We start from the raw sequence: 26,584 nt of genomic DNA on the forward strand, positions 1-26,584 counted from the left end.
TAAAAGACTCCGTTTAGTAGCGGGCAGAGAAACGATACCCTGTTCCGCGTACGGTTTGAACCATGCGATCGTGGCCAGATACTTCCAGTGCTTTACGTAAACGACGGATATGCACATCAACGGTACGATCTTCCACGTAGACGTTGGTGCCCCATACATGGTTCAGCAGCTGTTCGCGGCTGTAAACACGCTCCGGGTGCGTCATAAAGAAGTGCAGTAATTTATATTCGGTGGGTCCCATTTCCAGCGGGGTACTTTCCGACATCACGCGATGTGAGGAAGGATCCAGGCTCAGGCCCTGCATCTCAATCACCTCTTCCACCGCCATTGGTGAAATACGGCGCATCACCGCTTTGATACGTGCCATCAGCTCTTTCGGTGAGAAAGGCTTAGTGATGTAGTCATCGGCGCCGACTTCCAGACCGCGTACGCGATCCTCTTCTTCACCGCGTGCCGTCAGCATCATCACCGGGATGTCGCGCGTCATGGCTTCACGTTTCAAATGTTTAATAAACTGAATACCGCTGCCGCCAGGCAACATCCAATCCAGCAGAATTAAATCAGGCCAGGGTTCGATCAGCTTACCAATCGCGCTGTCATAGTCTTCTGCCTCAATAGGCTGGTAATCATTCTGTTCCAGCACGAAACATAACATTTCACGGATGGGAGCTTCGTCTTCCACAACCAAAATGCGCTTAGCCATTATAACTCCTGCTTTTGTGACAATAGGTCACTGGGATTTGCGGCGCCATTATGCGTCAGTTTTATGACACTTTTATGAAAAACCCGACCTATGATAAATAGTTAAAAAACAGAAATGTGACAACGATTATCGCTTTTTTTTCTTTGCGATCTGAAGAGGTTATAATTCGCCTTCGCTTAACGAAGCAGGGAGTATTCATGCGCATCATTCACACCGCGGATTGGCATCTCGGTCAGTTCTTTTACAGCAAAAGCCGGGCGGCCGAGCATCAGGCCTTCCTGGACTGGCTGCTGGCACAGATTACCCAGCATCAGGTGGATGCCTTAATCATCGCGGGAGACCTGTTTGATACCGGTTCGCCACCGAGCTATGCGCGTGAAATGTTTAACCGCTTCGTGGTGGCGCTACAGCCGACGCACTGTCAGCTGATTGTGCTGGCGGGCAACCATGATTCCGTCGCGACCCTGAATGAATCACGCGAGTTACTCGCCTGTTTAAATACGCGAGTGATCACCAGCGCCACGCCACAAGGCGAGCAGCAGGTGCTGACGCTACACCAACGCGATGGCACGCCGGGTGCGTTACTGTGCGCGATTCCCTATTTACGTCCGCGCGATATTTTGCGCAGCCAGGCGGGACAATCCGGGCGCGAGAAGCAGATCTCACTGCTGGAAGCGATTGAGCAGCATTATCAGCAGTGTTATGCCGCAGCGCTGGCCGAGCGGGCAGATCGTGCACTTCCCATCATTGCCACCGGTCATCTCACCACTGTTGGCGTGACCAAAAGCGACTCGGTGCGCGATATCTATATCGGCACGCTGGATGCCTTCCCGGCGCAGGCGTTTCCCGCCGCGGATTACATTGCCCTTGGCCATATTCACCGTGCCCAGCGCATTGCCGATAGCGATCATATTCGCTACAGCGGTTCACCGATTCCGCTCAGCTTTGATGAATTAGGTCGCGAGAAAAGCGTGTTCCTGCTGGAGTTCAGCGCTCAGCTGGAAAGCGTCACTCCCCTCCCGATCCCGCAGTTCCAGCCAATGCAGATGTTGAAAGGCTCAATGGCGGAGATCGAACAACAGCTGAGCGAATTTAGCGAGGGAGATCGCGAGCAGCCCGTCTGGCTTGATATTGAAATCACCACGCAAGAATATCTCAGCGATTTGCAGCGCCGCGTTGAGCAACTGACCGAAGCCCTGCCGGTGGACGTGCTGCTGGTGCGCCGCAGCCGCGAACAGCGTCAGCGCAGCCTGGCACGCATGGATAATGAAACGCTAAGCGAATTGAAAGTCGAAGAAGTGTTCGCCCGCCGTCTGGCGCAGGAAGATCAGTTAGATGCCGAACAAGCCGAGCAACTCACCCAACTGTTCCGCACCACCCTCGCCGCGCTGGAGAACCCGTCCGCATGAAAATCCTGACGTTACGCTTTAAAAACCTCAATGCGCTGCGCGGTGAATGGTTTATCGATTTCCGCCGTGAACCTTTTGCCAGCAACGGCTTATTTGCCATAACCGGCGCGACCGGCGCGGGGAAAACCACACTGCTGGATGCTATCTGCCTGGCGCTCTATCACCAGACGCCGCGCCTTGGCGTGCTGTCGCAGACACAAAACGAACTGATCACCCGCGACACCGCCGAATGTCTGGCTGAAGTAGAATTTGAGATTAAAGGCGAAGCCTGGCGCGCCTTCTGGAGCCAGAACCGCGCACGCGGCCAGGCGGATGGCAAATTGCAGGCACCGCGTGTCGAGCTGGCGCGCGTGGCGGATAACCAGATTGTGGCCGATAAGGTGGGTGACAAACTCAAGCTCATCGAAACCCTTTCTGGCCTCGATTTTGACCGTTTCACCCGTTCAATGATGCTGTCGCAAGGCCAGTTCGCTGCCTTCCTCAACGCCAAGCCGGGCGAACGCGCCGAACTGCTGGAAGAACTCACCGGCACCGAAATTTACGGCCAAATCTCGATGCAGATTTACGAGCGCTGGCGCACCGCACGCAGCGATCTGGAGACACTGCGCGCCCGCGCTGGCGGCATGATGCTGCTGGATGAGACGCGTCGCACAGAGCTGATGCAGCAGGTTGAAGCCTTAACGGCGCAGGAAAAAACGCTGAGCGAGCAGCTTGAGCAAGCGCAACAGCAACAACAGTGGCTGACGCACTCGCAACAGCTGGCGCAGGAGCAGCAGCAAATCGAACAGGCGAACCAGGATGCCGAACAGGCATGGCAGCAGGCGGAGAGTGATCGCCAACGCCTGGCACGCGCGGAACCGGCTGAAAAGCTGCGAGAAAAACTTCAGCAGCGTGAGCAGTTGCAACAAGATTACCAGCTCGCAACCCAGCAGGCGCAGCAGCTCCACACGCAGCAGCAAAATGCACAAACCGCGCTGCAGCAGGGTGAAAAAAGTTATCAGGCGGCACAACAGGCGCGTGAGCAGGCACTCGCCGATCAGCAGCAGCTGGAAACCTTGCTTACCGAACAGGTGATTCCGCTCGACCAACAGCTCGCCAGCCTCGCACAGCAGTTGGCGGAGCAGCAGCGCCTGCATGCACAACAGTCACAGACAGTGCAGCAAAGCCAGAACGCGCTCAGTCAGCATCAGCAAACCCGAGAACGCTTACAACAGCAGCTTTCAGAACAGCAGACATTTCGCAGCCGTGAAGCGGCGGTAGCAGACTGGGGGCCAGAACTGACGCGCTGGCAAGCTGATATCGCTCGTTTCGATGAACGCGAGCAGGCGCTGACACAACTTCGTGCGCAACAGCAGCAGCAAAACGCGCAGCTGACCCAGCAGCAGCTGGCGATTGCCGAAGGTGATCGCAGGTTACAACCTCTGCAGCAGGCTGAGACGCAGGCCAGCCAGCAACGTCAGCAAGCGGAGCAGGTACTCACTTCACTTGAGACTGAAATCAGCAGCACCTCACTGCGTGACGCGCTGACACAGCATCAACAGCAGCGCGCGGCACGCCACCAGCTCAGCTTACTGGCGGCACGCTGGCAGTCGCTGCAGCCGCAGTTGCAGCAGCGGCAACAAAAACTCACGCTGTTACAGCAACAGCATCAGCAAGACGAACGCGCTTTGCAGGCACTGCGCGACGATTACAAACGTGAGAACCAGACGCTGCTCGATCTGCGCAAAATCTGCGAGCTGGAGCGCACCATTGCACAGTTGGCTGATGAACGCGCCCGGCTGCAGCCCGATCAGCCCTGCCCGATGTGCGGTTCGTGCCAGCATCCGGCTATTGCGCAGTATCAGCAATTACAACCGGGTGAAAACCAGCAGCGGCTGGCGGCACAGGAAGCGCGGGTTAACAAGCTCAAAGAATCAGGCACGGCGAAAAGTGAACAGCACAAGCTCTCGCTGCAACAGCAGCAGGTGCTGCAACAGGAGATCGCCGAATTCGAACAGCAACTCGCGGTGGCGCGCGAGCAGTGGCAAGCTTTCAGCAGTGAGCTGGCACTTACCTGCACGTTAGATCAGCAGGAAGTCTTTACGGCGTGGCAACAGCAGCAGGATGCGCAGGAAGCCACGCAGCAGCAGCAACTACAGCAGCGCGAAAATGCGGCGCGAGCGTTACAACAGGCCAAAGACGCGCATCTTTTACAGCAACAGCAGTGGCAGCAGCAGCATAGCGCCCAACTGCTGGCACAACAGCAACTGAACAACCTGCAGCAAACGCTGGATGAACTTAATCAGCGGGAAACTCAGGAACATAGCGCCTGGCAGCAGTTAGCGCAGCAGCTGGAACAGCAGCTTACGGCACATCAGTTTGCGCTGCCCGAACGCGATGCCCGTGCCAGTTGGCTGGCTACGTTGCAGCAGCGCTGGCAAGCCTGGCAACAGAGTGAGCGCTTGCTGGCCGAGTTACAGCCGCAACTGGCTAAAGCCGACAGCGAGCAGAACAACCTGCAAAGCAACCTGACGCGCGAGCAGCAGCAGCTGGAGACATTGCAGCACGCGCTCAGCAGCCTGCAACAGCAGCACGCAGAACAGCAGCAGCAGCGTCAGCAACTGTTTGGCGATCGCCAGGTGAGCGTTGCGCGTCAGCAGCAGCAGGCCTTGCTGCAACAGTGCGAACAGGCGCTGGCGCAGCAGTTACAACTGTGGCAGCAGGCACAAAGTCAGCTGCACAGCCTGAATGGTCAGTGTGAGCAAATTGATAGCCAAATTCAGGCCATGCATCTGCGTATGCAGGCGGCAGAAACGGCGTTTAACAGCGCACTCCAGCAGAGCGACTTCGCCGACGAGCAGGCATTGCGCAGCGCGTTGCTGGACGAACAGGACATTCAGCATCTGCGCCAGCATCTGCAAGCCCTGGAGCAACAGCGTCAGCAGCAGATTACCCTGCACCAACAGCTGGCGCAGCGCGTCACTGCCCATCAGCAACAGCGCCCTGCCACGCTAAGTGACGAAGTGGCGGCGGGTATCACTGAACAGTTGGAATCCCTGCGTCTGGCCCTGCGCGACAATGCCCGTCAGCAGGGTGAAGCGCAGCAGCAGTTGCACAGTGATGCCCAACAGCGTCAGCAGCAGCAATCATTACTGACGCAGATTGCCAATGACGAGGTGGAGCTGACGCAACTGGGTCGCCTGAATGATTTAATCGGTTCAGCCAAAGGCGATAAATTCCGCCGCTTCGCCCAGGGATTAACGCTCGATCATCTGGTATGGCTGGCGAACCGTCAGCTGGATCGCTTACACGGACGCTACCTGTTGCAACGCCGTGTCACCGATGAGCTGGAGCTGGAAGTGGTCGATACCTGGCAGGCCGATGCCAAGCGCGATACCCGCACGCTGTCCGGCGGCGAAAGCTTCCTGGTGAGTCTGGCACTGGCGCTGGCGCTGTCTGATTTGGTCAGCCACAAAACGCGCATTGAATCGCTGTTCCTTGATGAAGGCTTCGGCACGCTGGACGCCGAAACACTCGATACCGCGCTGGATGCCCTCGACGCATTGAACGCCAGCGGTAAAACTATCGGCGTGATCAGCCACGTTGAAGCGATGAAAGAGCGGATTCCGGTGCAGATCAGGGTGCGGAAGATGAATGGACTGGGCTATAGCAAGCTGGAGTTGCCGGGGGAATAAACGTCCGTCCCGCCATCAAATGAGCCTCCTTTCACAGGGTGCGGCTGTCTGGCCGCACCTGACATTCAGCTGTGCGTCGTGCGAGCCATTGAGCGAAAAATTCTGGATCTAATCAGAGTCAGAGAAATGCCATAGCAATCCCCTTACTGCTCGGTAAACTGGCCACCATGTTTTGCAAATCCGGGCAAATAGATGAACGTATTTCACCGTGTTGCTGGCACATTGTTGTTGAGTACCCTACTCAGCGCCTGCCAGCATGCCCCATCGCATCCCATGGAAAGTATGACCAACCTGTGCCAGCCACAGAGCGAACCGGGCAGCGCATCCTGCAAATGGGCTGATGAGATGCAGCGACAGCTCAACCGGAAATTCACCGACGCGGTACATTACGCAGGACAGCAATGCATGGTGCGGCTGGAGTGGCAAAACAGCGGGCGCTATGCAGTCACGCAGACGCAAGGTGATGAAACCCTGTGTCTGCGCGCCTGGCAGTTAATTGGTCAGTCGAAAGGATTACCGCCGCCGCCGGATCGTACCCAGCCCGCGTGGTTCGGCTTTGCACCGCATCAGGCTAACTCGCCAGCCCATCCTGTCGCCACTGGCGCGGGCTGATGCCAAACCAGCGCCGGAAAGCGCGTGAAAACGCACTGACTTCGGAATAGCCCAGCAGCAGCGCCATCTCCGAGATGGGTAGCTGCTTCTGTTGCAGATAATGCGTGGCCATTTCGCAACGCACTTTATCCACCAGCGCGGTGAAGCTGATGCCCTCTTCGCGCAGTCGCCGTTGCAACGACCAGCTCGACAGCCCCATTTTATCCGCGATCTCTTCCAGCACCGGTTCGCCCTGCATCAACGATAAGTTGACCTGTGAACGCGCCTGCTCCACCACACTTTGCAGTGAAGCGCTGCTGTTCAGACGGCGGATGGCATCCTGCATCACCATTAACAACATCGGATCCTGCTCTGGCATGGTGCGCAGCAGATCGCGTTTGGGGATCAGCAGTGAGTTGAACGGTTGATCGAACCATACCGGCGCATCAAACACTTTGCAGTGCTCGTGCCACTGCTCCGGTCGGGGATGCTCAAAATGCACCTCGCGCGGCGCCCAGTTTTTGCCGGCCACGTGACGGATCAGATTGAGGAACATGCCGAGCGTCAATTCCGCATCCTGCCGACGTGAGAGGATCGCCCCGTGCCTTACCTGATAATCCAGCCGCCAGCAGTCGCCTTTGTCGACCAGGCGCGTCAGCGTATCGTGCTGATGCCAGGGGAAAGCATTCACCACGTTGTGCAGCGCCTGCTCCAGCGTCGGTGAACATAAGCCGATGTAGCCAATCAGCCCTAATGACTGCGGTTTGAACTGCTTGCCGTAATGCAAACCGAAGTTATCAAAACCAGAGTGGCGCGCCGCTTCTTCCATCACGCGGCAATAGTTGACCAGACCAAGGCTGAGCGTTGGGCTGGCCAGCAGTTCGGAATCAATGCCGCTGATACCAAAAATACGATCAACATCGCCGCCTTTGTCGGTGATAAAGGTGCTTAAGCCGGTGGCTGCTGCCGCCAGCACACCTCGGTTGCAGGCCTGAGCTGAGAGCGAATTGTACGCTTCAGAGGGAGTCATCAGTGATTGCATCGGAACCTCACAGGGATCGCGCGAGAGAAACTAATGGTGGGATCCAGCAAGATTCGTACCATGACGCTTGAAGAGGCCGCCATCAATGATGACCCGACTAGATTCAGTACCCTTTATCAGCGTGCGCGTTGATGCGCACCTTGCTAAAGGTCCGGTGTCATGCCGAAGCCTGTGCAGTGATGCGCATCTGGCTAAGCGCAGCTCAAGGATACGGAGGCATTCCGTTGCGCCCCGCTCACGCTCAGCACACAACATCAAGGAGCGATTTATGGCGCAACGGCGTGAAAGTCACCCCTAGAGATCGCAATGGATTGCGCCGCTACGACGCACTGCTGCCCGCTACTGGTGCAACTCAAACACCAACCGGCAGCTGATTGGTTTCCAGATAGCGACGGCATAGACGCACCGAGTGATCGGCCCAACGCGGCCCCAGGCTCAGCGCCATCTCGGTGTCTGCATGGGTGCCCATCCATGCGGTCATCTGGATACGACGTTGAATCAACAGCGTCGGCACCAGCGCCATCTCCTCATCACTGATGTGCGCCACACGCTCGTAGCCCTGGATCCAGTTATCCACCCATTCGGCGGCACGCGGATGATGCTCAACAAAACTGATCGCCGCCGCCAGATCGTGCAGATACCAGCCCATGCCGCAGTCATCAAAATCGATCACCCGGGTTTCACCTTTGTGCAGCAGCAAATTGGTGAGGCGCAGATCAGCGTGGATCAAGCCATAACGATCCTGTCCTTTACCAAAGCCCTGCAACTCTTGCCCGACCCGCGCTACCGCTTCAGCGACAATGCCATGATCGGCAGGATTGAGATTGGGCGCATCCTGCCAGCGGCCCCAGTGGCTGTGATCGCTGACCATGGTGTGATGATCCCAAATGATACGCTGGAAGCCAGCCGGTTTTTGCCAGCTGCGACTGTGCTGATGCAGGCGCGCAGTGATGTGCCCGAGCTGCTGGAAGGCTTTGGGATCGACATCGGTGGTGGGCATCTCGCCCTCGATCCAGTGGAACAGCACCGCATGTCGCATGCCTCCATCGGGCATGGCTATTGTCAGCACCGTTTCGCCATCACTGGCCGGGATCGCCTGCGGCACCATAATGCCAATCTCACGCAGCGCGTCGAGCCACAGCAGCTCACTCTGGATATCCGCTTTGCTGTGATAGTCAGGTCGATGCAGGCGCAACGCATAACGCTTACCGCCCGCCAGCAACAGGAAGGTGGCGTTCTCCGAGCGACAAAGTAGCTTCAGCTCGCCCTGCAAGGGCGCGGGATAACAGGCCAGCGCCTGCTGTGCCAGTACGGTGGTTTCCGCATCAGTAAGGGTATCGGATTGTTTGGCGCTCATTCATCTGTCTCCAGCATCAATCTTAAAGGAAGCAAGTGTTATCAGCATGGGATGACGGCGTTCTGACTGCTTGACCGCAGATAACCCAAAGTTGACCGCAGCGTACATCTGGCACTTTTCTTGCCTCAGAGTTGACCGTGGAGGACAAAACTCACTGCGCCCGCGTCAAGTTTTCCCGCAGCGGGCGGCGGCATTATCACTTCACTGTAGTGCATAGAACAAAACAGCGCGGTGCAGCCGCCGCACAACAATCACGACGGGGAGACGATTATGACGAGTAAGCTCAAACCCACGCTGGGCACTCTGCATTTGTGGGGTATCGCGGTTGGACTGGTAATTTCCGGGGAGTATTTTGGCTGGAGTTATGGCTGGGGTGTGGCGGGCACGTTGGGGTTCCTGATCACTACCGCACTGATCGCCACCATGTACACCTGCTTCATTTTTAGCTTTACCGAGCTGACCACCGCCATTCCACACGCCGGTGGCCCGTTTGCTTACAGTCGCCGCGCCTTTGGTGAAACCGGTGGTTTGATTGCCGGTCTGGCGACGTTGATTGAGTTTGTGTTCGCCCCACCGGCGATTGCCATGGCGATTGGTGCTTATCTCAACGTGCAGTACCCGGATCTCAACCCGAAAACCGCTGCGGTCGGCGCTTATCTGGTTTTCATGACCCTCAATATCCTCGGCGTGAAGCTGGCGGCGATGTTTGAACTGGTGGTGACGGTGCTGGCGGTGCTGGAACTGCTGGTGTTTATGGGCGTAGTGTCGCCGGGCTTCAGTATCGCCAATTTTGCCGCTAACGGTTGGGCGGGAAGCGATCATTTCGGTATGCCAGCCCTTTCCGGCATCTTCGCGGCTATTCCTTTTGCCATCTGGTTCTTCCTCGCCATTGAAGGCGCCGCCATGGCCGCCGAAGAGGCCAAAGATCCGAAGCGCACCATTCCCAAAGCTTACATCACCGGTATTCTGACGCTGGTGGTACTGGCGATTGGCGTGATGCTGCTGGCGGGCGGCGCAGGCGACTGGCGTAAACTGTCTGACATCAACGATCCGTTGCCGCAGGCGATGAAGATGATCGTCGGCGAGCATTCAAACTGGATGCACATGCTGGTGTGGATTGGCTTGTTCGGACTGGTCGCCAGCTTCCACGGCATTATCCTCGGCTATTCACGTCAGTTCTTTGCCCTGGCGCGCGCCGGTTATCTGCCGCAGGGTCTGGCGAAACTGTCACGCTTCCAGACGCCGCATCGCGCCATTATTGCCGGTGGCGTAATCGGTATCGCGGCAATCTACAGTGATGGTCTGATCAACCTGCAGGGCATGACACTGACAGCAGCGATGATCACCATGGCGGTGTTTGGTGCCATCGTGATGTACCTGATGAGTATGCTGAGCCTGTTCAAATTGCGCCGCACCGCACCCGACATGGAACGCAGCTTCCGCGCACCGGGTTATCCGATTATTCCCGGTATCGCGCTGGTGCTGTCACTGGTGTGTTTGATTGCCATGCTGTGGTTCAACCCGGTGATTGGCGGCCTGTTCGTGGGGATTATGGTGGTGGGATATATTTACTTCCTCGCGACCAAAACTCAGCGTCAGAATGCGCCGCAGGATGCGATGTTGATGGGTGAGTAATCGCGGGACCAGAGGGGCGCAAACTAGCGCCCCCGTCCAAAGGTCGCTATTGAGGCGACCTTTTTTCTAGGATTTCAGCGGCCACAACCATGCTGCGCCGCGCACGCCACTGGAATCGCCGTGCACCGCTTTCAATACCGGCGTTTCACACTCGCGACCAAACACCCACTGCTTCATCAGCGCAGGCACGGTCTGATAGAGGCGATCGTTATTACTCATCCCGCCGCCCAGCACGATCACATCCGGATCGAGCAAATTCACCACTTGCGCCAGCGACTTAGCTAAGCGCATTTCGTAACGGCTCATCGCCAGCTCTGCTACCGGATCCTGCTGCTCAATTAGTTTGATGATCTCTGCGCCCTTCAATGCTTTACCGCTCAAACGCTGATAATCGATGGCAAAGCCGGTGCCCGATACAAAGGTTTCAATACAGCCCTGCAAACCGCAATAGCAAGGCACTTCTTCGCGATGGCGCAGTTCATCTTCATCCATCCACGGCAAAGGATTGTGGCCCCACTCGCCCGCATTACCATTGCCGCCAATACGCGATTCACCGCCGATCGCCACGCCCGCGCCCGAGCCAGTGCCGATGATCACCGCGAACACCAACGGCTGACCCGCGCCTGCACCATCCACCGCTTCGGAAACCGCTAAACAATTCGCGTCATTAGCGATGCGCACGTCACGATTCAGCGCCTGCGCCAAATCCTTGTCCAGCGGCTGTCCGTTCAGCCAGGTGGAGTTGGCGTTTTTTACCCGCTGGGTGTACGGCGAAATGGTGCCGGGAATGCCAATGCCGACCGACCCTTTTTCTCCGGTTTTCTCTTCTGCCAGCAGCACTAAATCAACAATCGCCTGCACCGTGGCAGCATAGTCATCGCGCGGGGTATTGACGCGGTGACGGAACAGCTCTTGCCCCTGATCGGAGAGCGCAATCACTTCAATCTTGGTACCGCCTAAATCAATCCCAATACGCACGATTTATTCCTCATTATTCGTTCAGGTGACAGATACAGTAGAAGGCTGAATCGGGAAAGGCAATGAAACCAATCCGATGTTTCGCTATCATGCGCGCTGACTTTGAGACTTGTGCGCCCGATCGCACCCACGGTAAGGAATCCCGATGTTGTGGTTTAAAAATATGATGGTTTATCGTCTGAATCGTGACATCCCGCTGTCCGCAGACGATCTGGAAAAACAGCTCGACGCCTTCACGTTTTCGCCGTGCGGCAGCCAGGATATGGCGAAAACCGGCTGGGTTTCACCGATGGGCAACCGCGGCGAAGCGCTGACGCATGAAATCAACGGCCAGATCGTGATTTGCGCCCGCACCGAGCAAAAGATCCTGCCTTCGCCGGTGGTGAAGCAGGCGCTGGAAGCGAAGATCGATAAGCTGGAAGCGGAACAGAGCCGCAAGCTGAAGAAGACCGAAAAAGACTCGCTGAAAGATGAAGTGCTGCATAGCCTGCTGCCACGCGCGTTTAGCCGTTTCAGCCAGACGTTCATGTGGATCGATACCGTGAACAACCTGATCATCGTCGATTGCGCCAGCGCCAAAAAAGCAGAAGACACTTTAGCGCTGTTGCGTAAGAGCATCGGTTCACTGCCGGTGGTGCCGCTAACGCTGGAAACCCCGATTGAGCTGACGCTGACCGAATGGGTGCGTTCTGGCGAATTGCCTGCTGGTTTCGCGCTGATGGATGAAGCGGAACTGAAAGCGATTCTGGAAGACGGCGGCGTGATCCGGTGTAAGAAACAGGATCTGATCTCCGATGAGATCGCCACCCACATCGAAGCTGGCAAAGTAGTGACCAAACTGGCTCTGGACTGGCAGGAGCGTATTCAGCTGGTGATTGCCGACGATGCCTCGATCAAGCGTCTTAAGTTCAGCGACACGTTGCGTGAGCAGAATGACGACATCGACCGCGATGATTTTGCCCAGCGTTTTGATGCCGATTTCACCCTGATGACCGGCGAACTGGCCGCGTTGATCAGTAATCTGGTGGAAGCGTTAGGCGGCGAAGCCAAGCGCTGAAGCTTTTATTGATCTAACCCCGCTGTAGCGTAGTGCTTGTCCGTTAAGCGACGGTTGATAACGTAGTCTGGTGCCGTTCAGGGGTTGGCGGTCCTCGCGCCGCTAACGCGGTTCCTTCACTTCATTCATCTGCCTGACGGACCGGCGGGGATGGCACATCGTGTGCCGCCCCGCCTTTCGCCCGCATCCATGCGTGCTCTCCTGGCATCCTCATTACGTTCAGCGCTGCGGATTGCCAGCCCTTGAACAACACCAGCCTGCTCTGAAGCTTCAGTGCGAGTTGTTGAAATGGGCACTATAGTGAAGGCCTGAGCACCTCTGCTGCTGCAAGGGCTATCCGCAGCGCTGAGGCGAAAACGTTGTGCCAGGAGCCTGGCGCATGGATGCGCCAGGCAGTTCGGGTCGGCCATGGATGGCCATACCCGAACGATCCGCCCGGCACGACGTTGCAGCCGAAGGCACCGCGAAGCGGCGTGAGGACAGCCCGGCAGCAGCAGAGGTGCACTGGCCCGCACTTCCGCACAAAAGAAAACACGGCAGTTTAACGATGTCTCGTTCTGGCAATACGTAATTTCGCCAGAGCTTCCCTCAATGTCATTCCCTGATCGTTTGCGATTTCATGTTTTGCGATCATTGCCAATTCAAACAATGCGTTCTTCTGGCGTTCATCTTCAGGCTGTTCAGGACTATCCAAACGTTCAAGCGCGGCTTTATTGAATATAATCTCTGCCATGAGAACACATCCTTTTCTATTTTCGTGAAAATAGCTTTACCAGGCTCAACATAGACACACCTTAGTTTGATTCCTGGCTACGCTGAAGCCAAAAAGAAACCGGGAATGCTAAAAGCATTCCCGGTTTAATGATGACTCATGCTGAAAGTCAGCGTTTACAGATAGCGGCACAGATAAGACGTTGGCTCAGCCACCTGCAAATGGAATTCGCTGTGACCTGGCACGTTGAAAACCGAACCGGCTTCGTACCATTTCCACTCGGTTTCACCTGGCAGCAGCACTTTCAGTGCGCCGCTCACGACCGTCATCTCTTCCGGCTGTCCTGTACCGAAGGTGTATTCACCTTCCGCCATCACGCCAACGCTGGCACGGCCAATGGTTACACTGTCGAAACCAATGGATTTCACTTTTCCGTCGAAATACTCACTTACGTTGAGCATGTTACTTCCTCACAGCACAATATGGTGTCTGGCAGATTACAAGGGAACTCGCTGATCTGTCACGCGAAAAAGCAATACAGATCGCGACTTGTGATCGGCCTCAGTCAGACGATCAACTCTGCCGCTAACTTCGCCACCAGCACGTTGGATAACAGTACCGGAATGCCCAGCATTTTCTGCAGGAAATCCCGGTGCTTCTGGTGATAGCCAATACAGTCGAGCACCACCACATCCGCCCCCTGCTCTTGCAGCGACAGGCCCGCCTCGATCAAATCATTCTGCTGTGCCAGATAAGGGCTGGCGACGGCAAAGCATGGCGCGCTGTTCAGATTCCGCCATTTGCTGGCCTGCTCCGCGATCTGCTCTTCTACCGGCACCACAATCCCCACTTTATGTTCCTGCACGATGGCCTTGACCAACGGTGGGATAATGCGGTCCGGCTCCAGCAAGAGCGCCTTTTCGGTTTTCAGCGTGCCAAATTCACCGGTGCACAGCAGCAAAATCGTATCGTAGCCCTGCTGTTCCAGCGCCGTAATCTTGCGTTGCAGTCCCTGCTCAACTTTTGGCCCCGACAGGCGCACCTGCTCGCCGGTGGTCATACGCGAAACCAGCACTTTCTCACCCGCTTCAGGCGAGAAGAACTGCTCCACCTCAGCGAGTGTCAGCCCGTCGAGTAATCCGGCGTGAGCGACTTGCTCTTCCGGTAAGTGATCCTGCAGCAGCGGCAGAATATCGCTACGCGGGGATTGACCAATCGTTAAGGTAACCAGGGACTGTTTCATCATTAGGCTTTCCGCGTACGCAGGTGACTGAGACTACCATACAAAGAGTGTAGTAATGCGTACTCTTGTTTGTCATAGAACTGACAGGTTTCACGGCCAAACTCTTTCGCCACTTCCACCGCAAACTTCACGGTCGCCGCGATATCGACTTCATGGCTGGCACCGGTGCCGCAACCTGGCACGACCGATTCCGCGCAGATTGCCACGCCAACCACCGGCACATCGGTGGCGGTTGACGGCTGCAGGATGCTGTTAAGGTGATACACTCCGTTGCCATAAGGCGTGATGTCCTGGGTAGTGATCGGGAAGGTCACAGCAGGAAGACCGCTGGTCATCTCCATAATGCGCAGCAGATCTTCTGATACGCGCAGGATGTAACCCTCTTTCACCGTTGGGGAGATCGCATAGCCTTTATGATTCAGGATGCGGTTACCTTTGGTGGTATCGATGGAGAGAATCGCGTCCACGCCGTCGATCACTTCGTTGTCATTCATGGTGATGTCATCGCAAGGCGAATCCATGAAATCCACCGGCTCATGCGGACGGGTTGGCGCATCCGGGCAGATGTGAGTAGTGATAATCACGTCACCCGCCAGCACATCGCCTTTGGTCTGCATCTGTGCCAGCTTCAGCGCACTGCTCACCGCCGCCACTGCGCCATCTGCATCCGACACCATACCGATACGCGTTGGACGCGCACCGATGCCGCCCAAACGACCAACAATGCCCAGCGTGGGTGCAGTGCCGCCTTTGCTCTTGCCCTGCGCACCAGGAATATCAATGCGCACGAAATCAGTACGCCCTTTCGGGCCGGTGACGCGCTTGAAGCTGGCGGTCACGCCTGGGTAGCTGGCAAAAAGATCCACCACCTGCTGGCCATCCACGTAGGCGCTATCGAGTAACTCAAAAACCTGCAGTGTCTGCTGTAAACTCATATTGAATTCCCTGGGTTATTTCTTGGTGCTACTGGCAAAAAGAGAATGGAAGAAGCTGTACAGCGCGTCGCCCGCAATAAACCCTGCGGCCATCACCTCCATCGGTGAACGTCCACGCTCGCCCCACACTCGAATGATCAGGATACGCAGCGCGATCCCCACCATCACCGCCCAACCTGCTGCGGCGTTGTTGATTAACAAACCGGTCGCCAGCAAAACGCCTAACTGACGCTTCGGCCCACCGATAAACTGAATAATCGCACCCGGAATCGCCCACATCAGCAAGCTTCCGGCAATGCCTGGCTCGGCACCGGCCTGAATGGTTTTGGCGTAAACGCGTGCCACTGGTGGCAGCAGGTTTTCGGCGAAGAACAGGTTGTGTGCGTACCACACCACTGGAATACAGATCACAAAGGCGATCATCGCGGCGATCAGCTGGATACGGCGGCCCCATAGCTCTTGCTGCAGATCGGCACCGTTACCGCGCAGGATAAAGCCGGCTTTCAGGTCGTAGCCCATATCGGCAAAGGCCGGTCCTGTAGCGGCGGTAAAGCCACACAGCAGGCAGAGTGCCAGCGGCGGGAAGCCGAGCAGAATGCCGAGAATCAGCGTAATCAGCGCCACCGCAAACGCCGGGAACCAGCCCGAGTGCATCGCGGCGATGCCGACAATCAATTCATGCACGAAGGCAGCAAACGCGGCATACACGATAAACAGCACCAGCATCGGCAAGCCCATCTGGCTCCACAAACCGCCCGCCAGTGCCAGCAGCGTGGAGATGATGATGTAGCCAACGGTGCCGAAGCCGAGAGAACGCTTCACTTCGCTGTCGCTGCGGCTGACATTCAGCTGATCGTTGCGACGGCTGACAATCACCTGCACGACCTGAATCAGCGCCACCAATCCTGCGCCGACCATCATGCCGTGTGGGATATACAACGCATTGATATCGATACCAGCAACCGGTTGCGCATAAGCACGCAACAGAAAACCAATACCCAACATGCTCAGCGCCCAGATATTGCCAATAAAAGCAGTACCGAAGGCTGACATGGGGATTTTCAACATCGAACCGGCAATGCCGCCGACAATACCCACCACCAGCAACCACGCCTGACGGCCGCCTTTATCGCCGGCTTTGATCGCTTCCGCGGCTGCCACGCCCGGTGGCCACGCATTGCTGGCCGGGAACACGCGGGTATCGAACAGGCGGTATAGCAGATAGGCATCCAGCAGCATCGCCGCACTGACACCGACAAACAGCGGCAGTACCAGCTGTGGTTCACCCAGCGCCCACGGCACGGCAATCGGCATCAGCAGACTGTTCGCCGCACCAAAGGTGGCAGAAGAGATGGCGGTTTGCGCAAGGTTCTGTACTTCGATGGAGCGATAACGACGGAACCATTGCAGAGGAATGCGCGCCAGCAACATGGCAAACAGCGCACCGATAATAGAGGTATTGGGTGTCACCCCAATGGTGGTAATCAGCTGAACCCCGATGATGGCACCTGCTACAGACAGCAGAACCAGCATTAAGCCCACGCCGATACTTTTTATTGGATTATGTTGACGCATATTATCCCCGTATTTTCACCCTGTAGAAAACGCGTAATACGTTTTATGCCCGACACGCGGGACATCAACGCTTTTAATAAATCGTTCCCTGATTTTTGAAATAGGCAGGTCCGAAGACCTGCTATTTCCCTGGTGTGGCGCGAATAAACGCCTTTAAATCGAAAATAAGGTTATGCGCCGTATTTCTCGGCCATCAATGCAGCCGTTGCGCGCAGTTCGCTGAGCAGCGCGTCCGGATAACCCGGGGCCGCTTCTTGCGAGAGAAACGAGAGACACAGTGCGGCACTTTCGCCGCGATGCTTATTGGTGACCGCCACCGCCAGTGAGCTGATGCCTGGCAACGTCTCATTGCGTGCCAGTGCCCAGCCCTGCTGGCGAATCACCGCTAATTCTTTACAGAGTGCATCAATGTTCAGCGGCGAGTTTGCGGATGCGGCTTGCCAGTCATCGGCAAAACGCGCACGCACTTCGTCATCACTCAACTGTGCCAGCAGCACGCGCCCGGTAGAGGTACCGGAAAGGGAAACACGCGTACCTGGCGGCGTGACGAGTTGGGTGAAAAAACGGCCGTGATACATGCGCATCACCAGAACGTCTTGCCCATCCAGCACGGAGATGTACCCCATACAACCACTGCTGGCCGCCAACTGCGCCATCGGCGCAGAAGCACTATCCACCAACGGCGTAGATAAGTAGTGCCCCGCAACTGAAAGCAACACACGACCAATCTGGAAACAGCGACTATCGGGATCACGCTCAAGCAATCCTTCACTTTCCATGGTCGCCAGCAGGCGAGAAACGGTACTTTTCGGTAATCCTAACGCGTCAACCACCTCGGTGAAGGTCAGGCCCGGATGGCCCTGCGTCACGCCAAAGCGCTGGAAAAGCTTAAGTACGGCAGCGGCGTTTTCGAGTGTGGTCATGGCGTAGGTTTCACTATGTGGAACTGAGTTCCTATATCAATACAGTGAAAGTAATTCGCTCTGCTGAACGGGTCAAGCGCAAATTTTGAACCGGTTAAAAACGCGCCGATCTGGCGCAGCATAAAATAAGGCACAAACTAAGAATAAAAATACGTTATCAGGTCTGTGAGGGATGTCTCAGAGTGGGATATAGATTTGGCGAAGCTTATTAGCCTTTTCGTGGGAGTTGATATTTCTAATTAACCACGGGGAGTGATTAATCGTAAATTGGCATCCCTGCCATCGGTTATTACTCTTTGTCTGCGTCTTCGTAACGCTCTTTCGCATCCTGCGCTTCGGATTGCGTTTTATGTTCGCTGATTAAAGAATTGGGCTTTGGATGGTCAGCACGTAACTCATACCAGGTCACGGTGTTGCCAGCCGCGCCTTTCTCGACGGTGACGATGCGCGCTTCTCGCGGGTACGGTGGTTTGGTTGGCATAGATTTCCCTCTTATGTCTGGTTTCCACACAGACAGCGGCGATCCCCCTGTCTCTAATAAAGTATAGACAATGGAGGATCGCGAGAAAAAAGAGGGATAAATCTGAAGGGGTTAGCTGGCGCGGGCGAGCGAGAGGGATTGCAGAATTTGATCCACAACCTGCTCTGGCGCCTGCATGGCATTCACTTCATGGTGCGCGGTCTGGCGGTAAAGATGCGCGCGCTCGCGCAGAATATCGCTCATCTCCTCGGCAATCGGACGACCGGTTAGCGTCGGGCGCTGTGCGGCTTCGGGCTGACGTTCAAGACGATCGGCCAGTACCGTTGACGGGGCATTTAACCAAATCACCTGCCCATGTTCGCGCATAAAGCGACGATTCACCTCAGCCAACACCATCCCGCCGCCGGTGGCAATCACCGTTGCCGGCGCTGTGACCGCCCGCAGCGACTCGGTTTCGCGCGCACGGAAGCTGTCCCAGCCTTCAGCCGCGACGATTTCCGCCACGGTGCGTTGCGTCGTGAGCTGCAGGTTATGATCGGTATCGCTAAAGGCATAACCAAGCGCCTGGGAAAGGGCCTGGCCGATAGTAGTTTTACCGCAACCGCGTGCGCCGATCAGATAGATGGGTAATGACATCCGGGCTCATCCTCCGCCGTATTTATGCCGCACGGGCAAGGTCATCAGGTCAATATTGCGTCGCATGATACCTGGATTTTATTTTATCAGCCACCCGCGAAGCACGATTTACGCGTATTTACGGCCATGAATTCACTATCAACATGATTAATAAAGATAAAATGATGCGTATTTCGTGCATCAACCTATTTGTAAGCACGGGCAACATTTCCTTACCAGGCCATTGATTTACTTTCTGTCACGTTGACCACATATAAGAAGGTACGAATCATTGGAGGTTCACACCATGCAGAATGAAGAACAACAGTTAATTGATAATCTCTTTAGCCGACTGAAACAGGCTGAAACCCAGAGCGGACCGCGTGATGCCGGTGCCGAACAGCTGATTAAACAGCACTTGCAGAGCCAGCCTGGTGCGCCTTATTACATGTCTCAGGCAATCCTGATTCAGGAAGCAGCGCTGAAAAAACTCAACGCTCAGGTGGCCGATCTGGAGAATCGCCTGGCACAGGCTCAGCAACAACAACAGCAAGCACCGCAGCAGAGCAGCGGTGGTTTCCTGTCGAGTCTGTTTGGCGGCGGTTCTCGCCAGTCTGCGCCGCAGCAGCAACAGCCAGTGTGGGGCAGCGCGCCGCAGCAGCCTCAGCAGCAATACGCGCAGCCCCAACAGCAATATGCGGCTCCGCCTGCGCGCGGCACGGGTTTCCTCGGTGGTGCATTACAGACAGCTGTAGGTGTGGCCGGGGGTGTGGTGATGGCCGATATGCTCACCAGCATGTTCCATCATTCTCAGCCGGAAGAGATTGTGAATATCATCAACGAACCGGCGCTGCCGCAGGTGGATAACAGCCTCGATACCTTTAACGGTAATGACAGCAACAATGCCTTCCTGAACGACAACGCCAGCTGGGATAACAACAGCTTTGCGGATAACAACGACTTCAGCGACTTTGGCGGTGGCGATTACGACGACGATGACAGCTTCGTCTGATTAGCGTTGACGTAGCCACTTATCCAGTTCGTTAGCAAACAGCTGGCGGTCACGTTGGTTTAGCGCCGACGGGCCGCCGCTTTGCACCCCACTCGCTCGCATCGTTTCCATAAAGTCACGCATGGTTAGACGCTGACGAATGGTATCCGGTGAGTAGCGCTCGCCGCGCGGATTCAACGCCGCAGCGCCCTTCTCCAGCACTTCTGCCGCTAAGGGAATATCCCCGGTGATCACCAGCTCGCCCGGCTGCACACGCTTGACGATTTCGTTGTCAGCGACATCAAACCCCGCCGCCACCTGCAGCGTTTTCAGCCACGGAGAAGGCGGTACGCGCAGCGGCTGATTCGCCACGAAAGTCACGGTGATTTTGGCGCGTTCGGCGGCTCGGTACAGCACTTCTTTGATGACATTGGGGCAGGCATCGGCATCAACCCAAATCGACATGTGTTTTCCTTTTTCCTACAGAATTGCAGGCGATCTTGCCCGCTTGCGGCAGAATGGCAAATATTTTTACGCGGCTTGTTATTCAGCACAGCTGTCGTAAGCTAACTCGCACGAGAAAATGAACACTTAAAGGATAGAGCGATGCTGGAGAAGAAAATCGGGTTTATCGGCTGCGGCAATATGGCGAAGGCCATTATCAGCGGACTGGTCAACAGCGGGCTGATTGCCCCGGCTAACATCTGGGTTTGCGACCGCAAACCGGCCACCAATCAGGCGATGGCAGAGCAATATGGCGTGACAGCGGCTGAAAGCCCAGAGAGTCTGGCACGTGAAGTCGATATCCTGTTTGGTGCCGTGAAACCGAATGTGATTCTCAAAGTGCTGAAAGATCTCGCGGGTCAATTGAAGAAGGATTCGCTGGTGGTGTCGATCGCCGCAGGCGTCACCCTCGATTCACTGGCCGCCGTGCTGGGGCACGACCGCAAAATCATCCGCGTGATGCCGAATACGCCGTCGCTGGTGAACGAAGGCATGACTTCGATTACCCCTAACGTACTGGTGGAACCGCATGAAGTCGACGAAGTGGTTGGCATCTTCGAGAGCTTCGGCAAAGCGGCGGTGGTAAATGAATATCTGATTCATGCCGTGGTCGGTGTGAGTGGTTCGGCTCCGGCCTACGTATTTATGTTTATCGAAGCAATGGCAGATGCTGCCGTGCTTGGCGGTATGCCGCGTGTGCAGGCTTATCAATTTGCCGCGCAGGCGGTAAAAGGTTCCGCGCAGATGGTACTGGAAACCGGTAAACACCCTGGCGAATTGAAAGATATGGTGTGCTCACCTGGCGGTACCACCATCGAAGCGGTGAAAGTGCTGGAGGAGAAAGGCTTCCGCGCGGCGGTGATCAACGCGATGCAGCAGTGCATGGCCAAGTCCGAAGCGTTAAGTAAGCAATAACCTATTGGGTTTCATCAGGTGCGTCTGTCCGCGCACCTGATCCCGCCCAGTGTTGCCCCCCCCCCTTTTTACGTGCCCTGTCCCTGATACGCTTCAAACAGCGCCAGCCCTTGCGCCAGCGTCATCGGTTGCTGCATGGTTTCCACCAGCGCCGCTGTCAGCGTGTACATACCTGCTGAACACACCGCCGCGATGATGCCCTGACGACAGTAAAAGGCGATAAAACTTTTGTCCTGAAGCGATCCCAGCAGTCGGTAGTCGTCCCACTCTTCGGCATGGCCCAGATATTCGTAGCGCGTACCGTAGTGTGCGGTCCAGAAAAACGGCACGCGATCATACATCATACCTTTGCCCAGTATATTGAGAGCCGCGATTCGCCCCTGCTGCTGCGCCACACGATAATGCTCAATACGCTGCGGGCCACGCGGCGTGAGATAACGGGCGATATCGCCCGCGACCCAGATATTGTCAGCAACGCGTAGCTGCCCGTCGGCGAGCAGGCTGCCATCGTCCTGCAGTGGCAAATCATGGATGAAATCCGTCGCCGGTTTCACGCCAGTGGCAAACAGCACCTGACTTGCAGGCACCGATTTGCCCCCTTTCAGACGCACCGCTTGCACCTGTTCTTTCCCTTCCAGCGCTTCCGGCTCACCCTCAACAAATTTCACCCCATTGCTGCGGTGCAGATCGTGAAAATAGCGGCCAATCTCTTCACCAAACTGCTTAGCAAACGGCAATGGATGGCGGGCAATCACCGTGACATCCACATCACGATTGCGCAGTGCACCCGCCATCTCCATACCGATAAAACTATTGCCGATGATCACCAGCTGCTCTGTTTGATCCACCTGTTTGAGTAGCTCCTCCGCCTGATTTAGCGAACGTAACAGATGCACACCCTGCAAATCCTTACCGGGGATATTGAGAGGCTGCGGCACGCCGCCGCTGGCAATAATTAGCTGGTCAAATTTCACTGTCTGACCATCAGCAAGAATTAACGTCTGATCCTGCGCCTTAAGTTGCGCGACCTCGCCCTGAATACGCTGTAGCGAACCCAGCACATCCGGCTTAAGGAGTTTAGGCACATCCTCAATCGCCATTTTTCCCGAAGGCACAAACTTGCTCAGCGCGGTGCGATCGTAAGGGGCGGCGGATTCGCGCTCCACCAGCACAATGCGCCCGCTGAAACCTTCATCGCGGAGCGTCCAGATCGCCGCACTGCCTGCGGCTCCGGAACCTAAAATCACGCACACCGGTGATTCGCCCTGAGCGGCGGGCGCACTGGCGGGTGACATCGCTTGTGGATTCACCAGCACCTTGCCCTGTTCAACACGCACCGGATAGCGTTTGAGGTTGGCCAATGCCAGCGGCTCACACATTTTGCCATCGCGCAGTTGAAATACCGCCTTGTGCCACGGACACACCAGCTTGTCGCCGCAAATTGCACCCTGCTCTAACGGCGCTCCCGCATGGGGGCACTTTGCCTGCAACGCCTGCACCCGTTCGCCATCGCGAACCAGCACCATATCAATATCACCCACGGTGAATTTGGTGGGTTTGTGCTGCGCCAGCGACTTAAGTTCCACGACAGATTGATAGCTCACGATTAGCCTCCTGCGTTGTTATTGGATTCAGGACAATAAATCCCTACAAACAGTAAGCCTGGCAAACCGGGAGGATTTCGCTGGAAAAACAAAGCGTAACGGCGGATAAGCTATTACTTATCACACCGTTAGTGAGGAAAATAAAATCGCGCTTCAGGCTGAGGCGGCTTGCCACACCTTTTTGCCCTGTTTGAGACAGGCGACTAACGCCACGCTCCCATCTGGCTGAGGTTTCAGCAACAGCACATCCGCCGGCGCGCCGGGTGCCAACCCATGCTGCTGTGGCAAATCTAACTGTCGTGCCGGACGAATCGATGCCATCTCAATCGCCTGCTGCAAAGGGGCTAATTGTTGCCGCAGCAGAAAATTGACGCCATCCAGCAGGCCCCGCGCGGAACCGGCCAGCAGCTGGGGCGCGTCCGCCATGCTGAGCCGCCCTTCCACGCTCAACTGCACACGTCCACCTATTGCCGAATCGTAAATCCCTGGCGGCTGCCCGGCAAAGCAGGTCACATCACTCACCAGCAGCGCCTGCTCGCCCTTCGCCCGTAAAAAGACTTTCACTACCTCTGCGGGCAGATGATCACCATCGGCAATCAGCGTGGCCGCCAGCGCATCCTCCGCCAGCTGCTGCCAGATGTAATTGGGATGGCGCGGCAGTTGCAGGTGCGCGCCATTGCCCAGATGAGTTGAAAGCGAAGCGCCCGCCAGCACCGCATCATGAATCTGCGCGGCAGAGGCCGACGTATGCCCAATCGCCACCCGCACCTGCTGCTTCACGCAATGCTGGATGAGCTCGCTGCTTTGCGGCCATTCCGGTGAGAGCGTCAGCAAACCAATACGCTGCTGCGCGGCCCGTTGCCAGCTTTCAAACAGAAACACATCCGGCGCACAGATCGCCTCCCGTGGATGCGCACCGCGCGGGCCGTCCTCCGGTGACAAAAATGGCCCTTCCAGATGAAAACCCGGCACCGCCAGCGCGACGTCCGAATAGTGCTCACAGGCGCTGGCCAGTCGCTGCAACGCTTGCGCAATCTCTCCGGGCTGAGCGGTGATCACCGTCGGCATAAAGCTGGTGACCCCTTGTTGCCACAACGCGTGCGTGGCATTCAGCACATCCTGTTCGCTAAAAGGAAAGTGATTAAAGTCCACGCCCTGAAAGCCGTTAACTTGCAGATCCACCAGCCCCGGCGCCAGAATCAGATCGTTATCGGGCTCTGTCAACGATCGCACCTCTGCCAGCAGGCCTTCACACATGTAGAGCTCAATCGGATCCAGCGTGCGGTAATCGCGACCGCGTAATAGCATTTCAGTCAAAAATCACCTCCGCGCAGGCATCGGCGTCGGTATATAGCGTGCAGTTGGGATGCTGGCGCAATCGGGTTGCCGGGCAAGCCGTGGATATCGCGTCGTACAATGCTGCCTGCACCGCTGCGCGTTTGGTCGCGCCCGGCACCATGCAGAACAGCCTGGTGCCACGCATCAAAGCGGGAATCGTCAGCGTCACCGCGTGCGTTGGCACCTGCTCGAGTGTGGGGAAACAGCCGTCATTGACCTGCTGCTGACGGCAGGCGTGATCCAGTTCCACTGGCTTGACGCTGAGCGGATCGCTGAAGTCCGCAACCGGCGGATCGTTAAAGGCCAGATGACCATTTTCACCAATGCCCAGACAGACCACATCGATCGGCGCCGCCTCCAGTTTGCGCGCATATTCGCGACACACTCCCGCAGGATCGCCACCCGAAGGGATGAGATACACTTCGCCAGGTTGTACCCGGTCAAACAGATGTTCACGCAGGAAATGGCTAAAGCGCTGCGGCGCATCTTCATTCAACCCAATGTATTCATCCATATGGAACGCGTGAATACGCGACCAGTCGAGATTCGGCGCGGCAGCCAGCGCGGCAAGAAACTCATGTTGTGAGGGGGCGGCAGCAAATACCATCCGCACCACCGCCTGCTGTTGCAGTAATTGCTGCAAATGGGCGATGGCATCCTCTGCCGCCGCGATGCCTAATGCATCACGATGGGCGAAGCGCTTGACCCACAAGCGGTCGCGCTTTCCCTGTTGTAAAAGCGTCATTCTTATCCCTCCTGAGAAGCGTTGTGACTTTTCGGCCAGTGCGCACTGGCGGGCATATCCTGATCCTGATTGAGTGCCGCGAGCAGCGCGTCGACTTCCGGACTGACCGGCGCACGACGCAGCCATCCCATCACCACAAACAGCACCAGCGATGACATCACGGGGGCGGCCACCTGAGTGGCAGTGCTGACATCAGTAAAGATAAATTTCACGCAGAAAAAGGTGCCCACGCCCACGGCCCAACTCACCAGCGCCGCGGCACTGCCGCTACGACGAAATGCGGGCAGTAAGCCTAAAAGCATCGGAATCGAAATGGGCCCCACTAATCCACCGAACCAGATAATCAGCAGAGACAGCACACCGCCGAAACGGCTGGCATTCATGGCGATAATCAACGTGGTGATGATGAAGAGAAAAGCCGTCAGACGCGCGACGAGTAGCGAGCTTTTACCGCGCTGAAAACGGCGCGGCAGCATGCCGGGCAAAATATCACGCGTGACCACCGCCGTGATGGCATTGGCATCTGATGAGGTCATCGACAGCGTGTGAGTAAACATTGCCACCAGCACTAATCCTATTAACCCATTCGGCAGTAATTCCATCGCCATCACCGAGTATGAACGTGAGGGATCGCTAAGATTGGGGAACAGCAGCGGTGCCGCCCACATCGGCCAGAACAGTATCAGCGGCCAGATCAGGTAAAGTGCGGCCGAGAGCAACGCCGCTTTACGTGCATCGCGACCCGCCGGTGCGGCGATAAAGCGCTGTGCCAGATTCCAGGTGCCGCCGTTGTAGCTCAGGGTGTAAATCACAAAGTAGGCGAGGATAAAGCCGAGCGTATACGGCTCCTGAACGATGTCGGTGTGGGTGGCAGGCAGGTGTTGCCAGATGGTGAGTAGCTCGCCGAAACCACCCAGATGCATCGCCACGGCCACCACCATGACCATCGCGGCGACAAACTGCACCACAAACTGGCCGAAGTCATTGCAGGCATCGGCCCATAAACCGCCCATCACGGTATAAAACAGGCTAAGCGCCCCGGAGATACAGATGCCAATCAACGGATCTAACCCGGTAAAGACATTGATGATTACGGCAATGGCGGCCCATTTAGCACCGACGTCGAAGGTTTTCAGCAGCACCCCACTCCATGCCAGCACCATTTGCGTTGGCAGGTTATAACGCGTCGCGAGGTACTCCATCGGCGATTCGATATTCATATGGATTCGCAGTCTGGCCCAGCGTGGGGCAAACAGGCGCGACCCGATTAATACCGCAACGGAGATGGGAAACGCCCACCAGAAATAGATGGTGATGCCCATGTTATAAGCCACTGCCGCATAGGCCACGAACACGGCCGCACTGTAGCCGGACATATGATGCGAGACGCCCGACAACCACCAGGGCATTTTCCCGCCTGCCGCAAAGAAATCACGCGTGCTGCCGACTTTACGCATCGCCCAGAGCGTAATGGCCACTATCATCAGCGCATAGAGCGCCATCACAGCATAATCAAGCACATTCATAGCCGTCTCCACAGGTCAAAGCTGCCCGACG

At 56.4% G+C, this 26,584-nt stretch carries 24 protein-coding genes; 7 read left to right on the top strand and 17 right to left on the bottom strand.

The window, feature by feature from the left end; all coding sequences use genetic code 11:
• Positions 1-13 precede the first annotated feature (13 nt).
• Positions 14-703 carry a phosphate response regulator transcription factor PhoB gene (gene phoB, locus FD744_RS08230; RefSeq protein WP_034830536.1) on the bottom strand — a complete coding sequence of 230 codons (690 nt, stop codon included), beginning with the start codon at positions 701-703 and terminating at the stop codon, positions 14-16.
• 197 nt (positions 704-900) lie between these two features.
• On the opposite strand from phoB, the gene sbcD reads away from it, so the two are divergent.
• The 3 genes from sbcD (at position 901) to FD744_RS08245 (ending at position 6,398) form a co-directional block, all read left to right on the top strand.
• Positions 901-2,112 (top strand): exonuclease subunit SbcD, encoded by a 1,212-nt coding sequence (sbcD, locus tag FD744_RS08235; RefSeq protein WP_160867948.1) that lies wholly within the window; start codon positions 901-903, stop codon positions 2,110-2,112.
• Positions 2,109-5,786: an AAA family ATPase gene (locus tag FD744_RS08240; RefSeq protein ID WP_160867949.1), complete on the top strand. Its 3,678-nt coding sequence runs from the start codon at positions 2,109-2,111 to the stop codon at positions 5,784-5,786. The genes sbcD and FD744_RS08240 overlap by 4 nt, the downstream gene beginning before the upstream one ends.
• A gap of 192 nt (positions 5,787-5,978) precedes the next feature.
• Positions 5,979-6,398, top strand: a complete 420-nt coding sequence (locus FD744_RS08245; protein WP_160867950.1) for a cell envelope integrity TolA C-terminal domain-containing protein — start codon at positions 5,979-5,981, stop codon at positions 6,396-6,398.
• Here FD744_RS08245 and FD744_RS08250 read toward each other — a convergent pair.
• Together FD744_RS08250 and FD744_RS08255 are read right to left on the bottom strand one after the other, a co-directional pair.
• Positions 6,358-7,419 carry an AraC family transcriptional regulator gene (locus FD744_RS08250; RefSeq protein ID WP_160867951.1) on the bottom strand — a complete coding sequence of 354 codons (1,062 nt, stop codon included), beginning with the start codon at positions 7,417-7,419 and terminating at the stop codon, positions 6,358-6,360. The genes FD744_RS08245 and FD744_RS08250 overlap by 41 nt on opposite strands.
• A gap of 352 nt (positions 7,420-7,771) precedes the next feature.
• Positions 7,772-8,776, bottom strand: coding sequence for a phosphotransferase enzyme family protein (locus FD744_RS08255; RefSeq protein ID WP_160867952.1), 1,005 nt, complete (start codon positions 8,774-8,776; stop codon positions 7,772-7,774).
• 270 nt (positions 8,777-9,046) lie between these two features.
• Between FD744_RS08255 and eat the strand changes: the two genes are divergently transcribed.
• Positions 9,047-10,411, top strand: coding sequence for an ethanolamine permease (gene eat, locus FD744_RS08260; protein WP_034830527.1), 1,365 nt, complete (start codon positions 9,047-9,049; stop codon positions 10,409-10,411).
• Between the two features lie 66 nt (positions 10,412-10,477).
• On the opposite strand, the gene mak is transcribed toward eat, so the two are convergent.
• Positions 10,478-11,389, bottom strand: coding sequence for a fructokinase (gene mak, locus FD744_RS08265; RefSeq protein ID WP_034830525.1), 912 nt, complete (start codon positions 11,387-11,389; stop codon positions 10,478-10,480).
• 145 nt (positions 11,390-11,534) lie between these two features.
• On the opposite strand from mak, the gene rdgC reads away from it, so the two are divergent.
• On the top strand, positions 11,535-12,446 hold the full coding sequence (gene rdgC, locus FD744_RS08270; protein ID WP_034830523.1) for a recombination-associated protein RdgC: 912 nt from the start codon (positions 11,535-11,537) through the stop codon (positions 12,444-12,446).
• Positions 12,447-12,987: 541 nt separating this feature from the next.
• Here the strand turns inward: rdgC and FD744_RS08275 are convergent.
• The 8 genes from FD744_RS08275 to aroL form a co-directional block, all read right to left on the bottom strand.
• The gene (locus tag FD744_RS08275) at positions 12,988-13,179 is read right to left on the bottom strand and encodes a hypothetical protein (RefSeq protein ID WP_034830522.1); all 192 of its coding nucleotides are present in this window, start codon (positions 13,177-13,179) and stop codon (positions 12,988-12,990) included.
• Positions 13,180-13,334: 155 nt separating this feature from the next.
• The gene (ppnP, locus tag FD744_RS08280) at positions 13,335-13,619 is read right to left on the bottom strand and encodes a pyrimidine/purine nucleoside phosphorylase (protein ID WP_034830521.1); all 285 of its coding nucleotides are present in this window, start codon (positions 13,617-13,619) and stop codon (positions 13,335-13,337) included.
• A gap of 104 nt (positions 13,620-13,723) precedes the next feature.
• Positions 13,724-14,401, bottom strand: a complete 678-nt coding sequence (locus tag FD744_RS08285) for an AroM family protein (protein ID WP_160834046.1) — start codon at positions 14,399-14,401, stop codon at positions 13,724-13,726.
• A 2-nt stretch (positions 14,402-14,403) separates the two neighbouring features.
• A complete protein-coding gene (locus tag FD744_RS08290) occupies positions 14,404-15,336 on the bottom strand; it encodes a DUF1177 domain-containing protein (protein ID WP_034830519.1) in 933 nt (310 codons plus the stop codon).
• A gap of 15 nt (positions 15,337-15,351) precedes the next feature.
• The gene (locus FD744_RS08295) at positions 15,352-16,911 is read right to left on the bottom strand and encodes an OPT/YSL family transporter (RefSeq protein WP_058961463.1); all 1,560 of its coding nucleotides are present in this window, start codon (positions 16,909-16,911) and stop codon (positions 15,352-15,354) included.
• Positions 16,912-17,081: 170 nt separating this feature from the next.
• Entirely contained in the window at positions 17,082-17,834 is a 753-nt protein-coding gene (locus FD744_RS08300; RefSeq protein WP_034830515.1) for an IclR family transcriptional regulator, read from the bottom strand.
• A 289-nt stretch (positions 17,835-18,123) separates the two neighbouring features.
• Positions 18,124-18,315 carry a YaiA family protein gene (locus FD744_RS08305; RefSeq protein ID WP_160867953.1) on the bottom strand — a complete coding sequence of 64 codons (192 nt, stop codon included), beginning with the start codon at positions 18,313-18,315 and terminating at the stop codon, positions 18,124-18,126.
• Between the two features lie 111 nt (positions 18,316-18,426).
• A complete protein-coding gene (gene aroL / locus FD744_RS08310) occupies positions 18,427-18,951 on the bottom strand; it encodes a shikimate kinase AroL (RefSeq protein ID WP_034830512.1) in 525 nt (174 codons plus the stop codon).
• Between the two features lie 286 nt (positions 18,952-19,237).
• Between aroL and FD744_RS08315 the strand changes: the two genes are divergently transcribed.
• Entirely contained in the window at positions 19,238-19,942 is a 705-nt protein-coding gene (locus FD744_RS08315) for a DUF2076 domain-containing protein (RefSeq protein ID WP_058961466.1), read from the top strand.
• Here FD744_RS08315 and FD744_RS08320 read toward each other — a convergent pair whose 3' ends face one another.
• Positions 19,943-20,386, bottom strand: a complete 444-nt coding sequence (locus FD744_RS08320; RefSeq protein ID WP_034830508.1) for a YaiI/YqxD family protein — start codon at positions 20,384-20,386, stop codon at positions 19,943-19,945.
• 141 nt (positions 20,387-20,527) lie between these two features.
• Here FD744_RS08320 and proC point away from each other — a divergent pair, with 141 nt between their 5' ends.
• Positions 20,528-21,340: a pyrroline-5-carboxylate reductase gene (gene proC, locus FD744_RS08325; RefSeq protein WP_160867954.1), complete on the top strand. Its 813-nt coding sequence runs from the start codon at positions 20,528-20,530 to the stop codon at positions 21,338-21,340.
• A gap of 68 nt (positions 21,341-21,408) precedes the next feature.
• On the opposite strand, the gene FD744_RS08330 is transcribed toward proC, so the two are convergent.
• The 4 genes from FD744_RS08330 to FD744_RS08345 form a co-directional block, all read right to left on the bottom strand.
• Positions 21,409-22,944 carry an FAD-dependent oxidoreductase gene (locus FD744_RS08330; protein ID WP_160867955.1) on the bottom strand — a complete coding sequence of 512 codons (1,536 nt, stop codon included), beginning with the start codon at positions 22,942-22,944 and terminating at the stop codon, positions 21,409-21,411.
• 153 nt (positions 22,945-23,097) lie between these two features.
• Positions 23,098-24,252 carry an N-acetylglucosamine-6-phosphate deacetylase gene (locus FD744_RS08335; protein WP_237449375.1) on the bottom strand — a complete coding sequence of 385 codons (1,155 nt, stop codon included), beginning with the start codon at positions 24,250-24,252 and terminating at the stop codon, positions 23,098-23,100.
• A gap of 1 nt (position 24,253) precedes the next feature.
• Positions 24,254-25,027 carry a 6-phosphogluconolactonase gene (locus FD744_RS08340; RefSeq protein WP_160867957.1) on the bottom strand — a complete coding sequence of 258 codons (774 nt, stop codon included), beginning with the start codon at positions 25,025-25,027 and terminating at the stop codon, positions 24,254-24,256.
• A gap of 2 nt (positions 25,028-25,029) precedes the next feature.
• On the bottom strand, positions 25,030-26,553 hold the full coding sequence (locus tag FD744_RS08345) for a sodium:solute symporter family protein (RefSeq protein ID WP_160867958.1): 1,524 nt from the start codon (positions 26,551-26,553) through the stop codon (positions 25,030-25,032).
• Positions 26,554-26,584 lie beyond the last annotated feature (31 nt).

The organism is Pantoea sp. Taur (assembly GCF_009830025.1).
Lineage (GTDB): Bacteria > Pseudomonadota > Gammaproteobacteria > Enterobacterales > Enterobacteriaceae > Pantoea > Pantoea communis.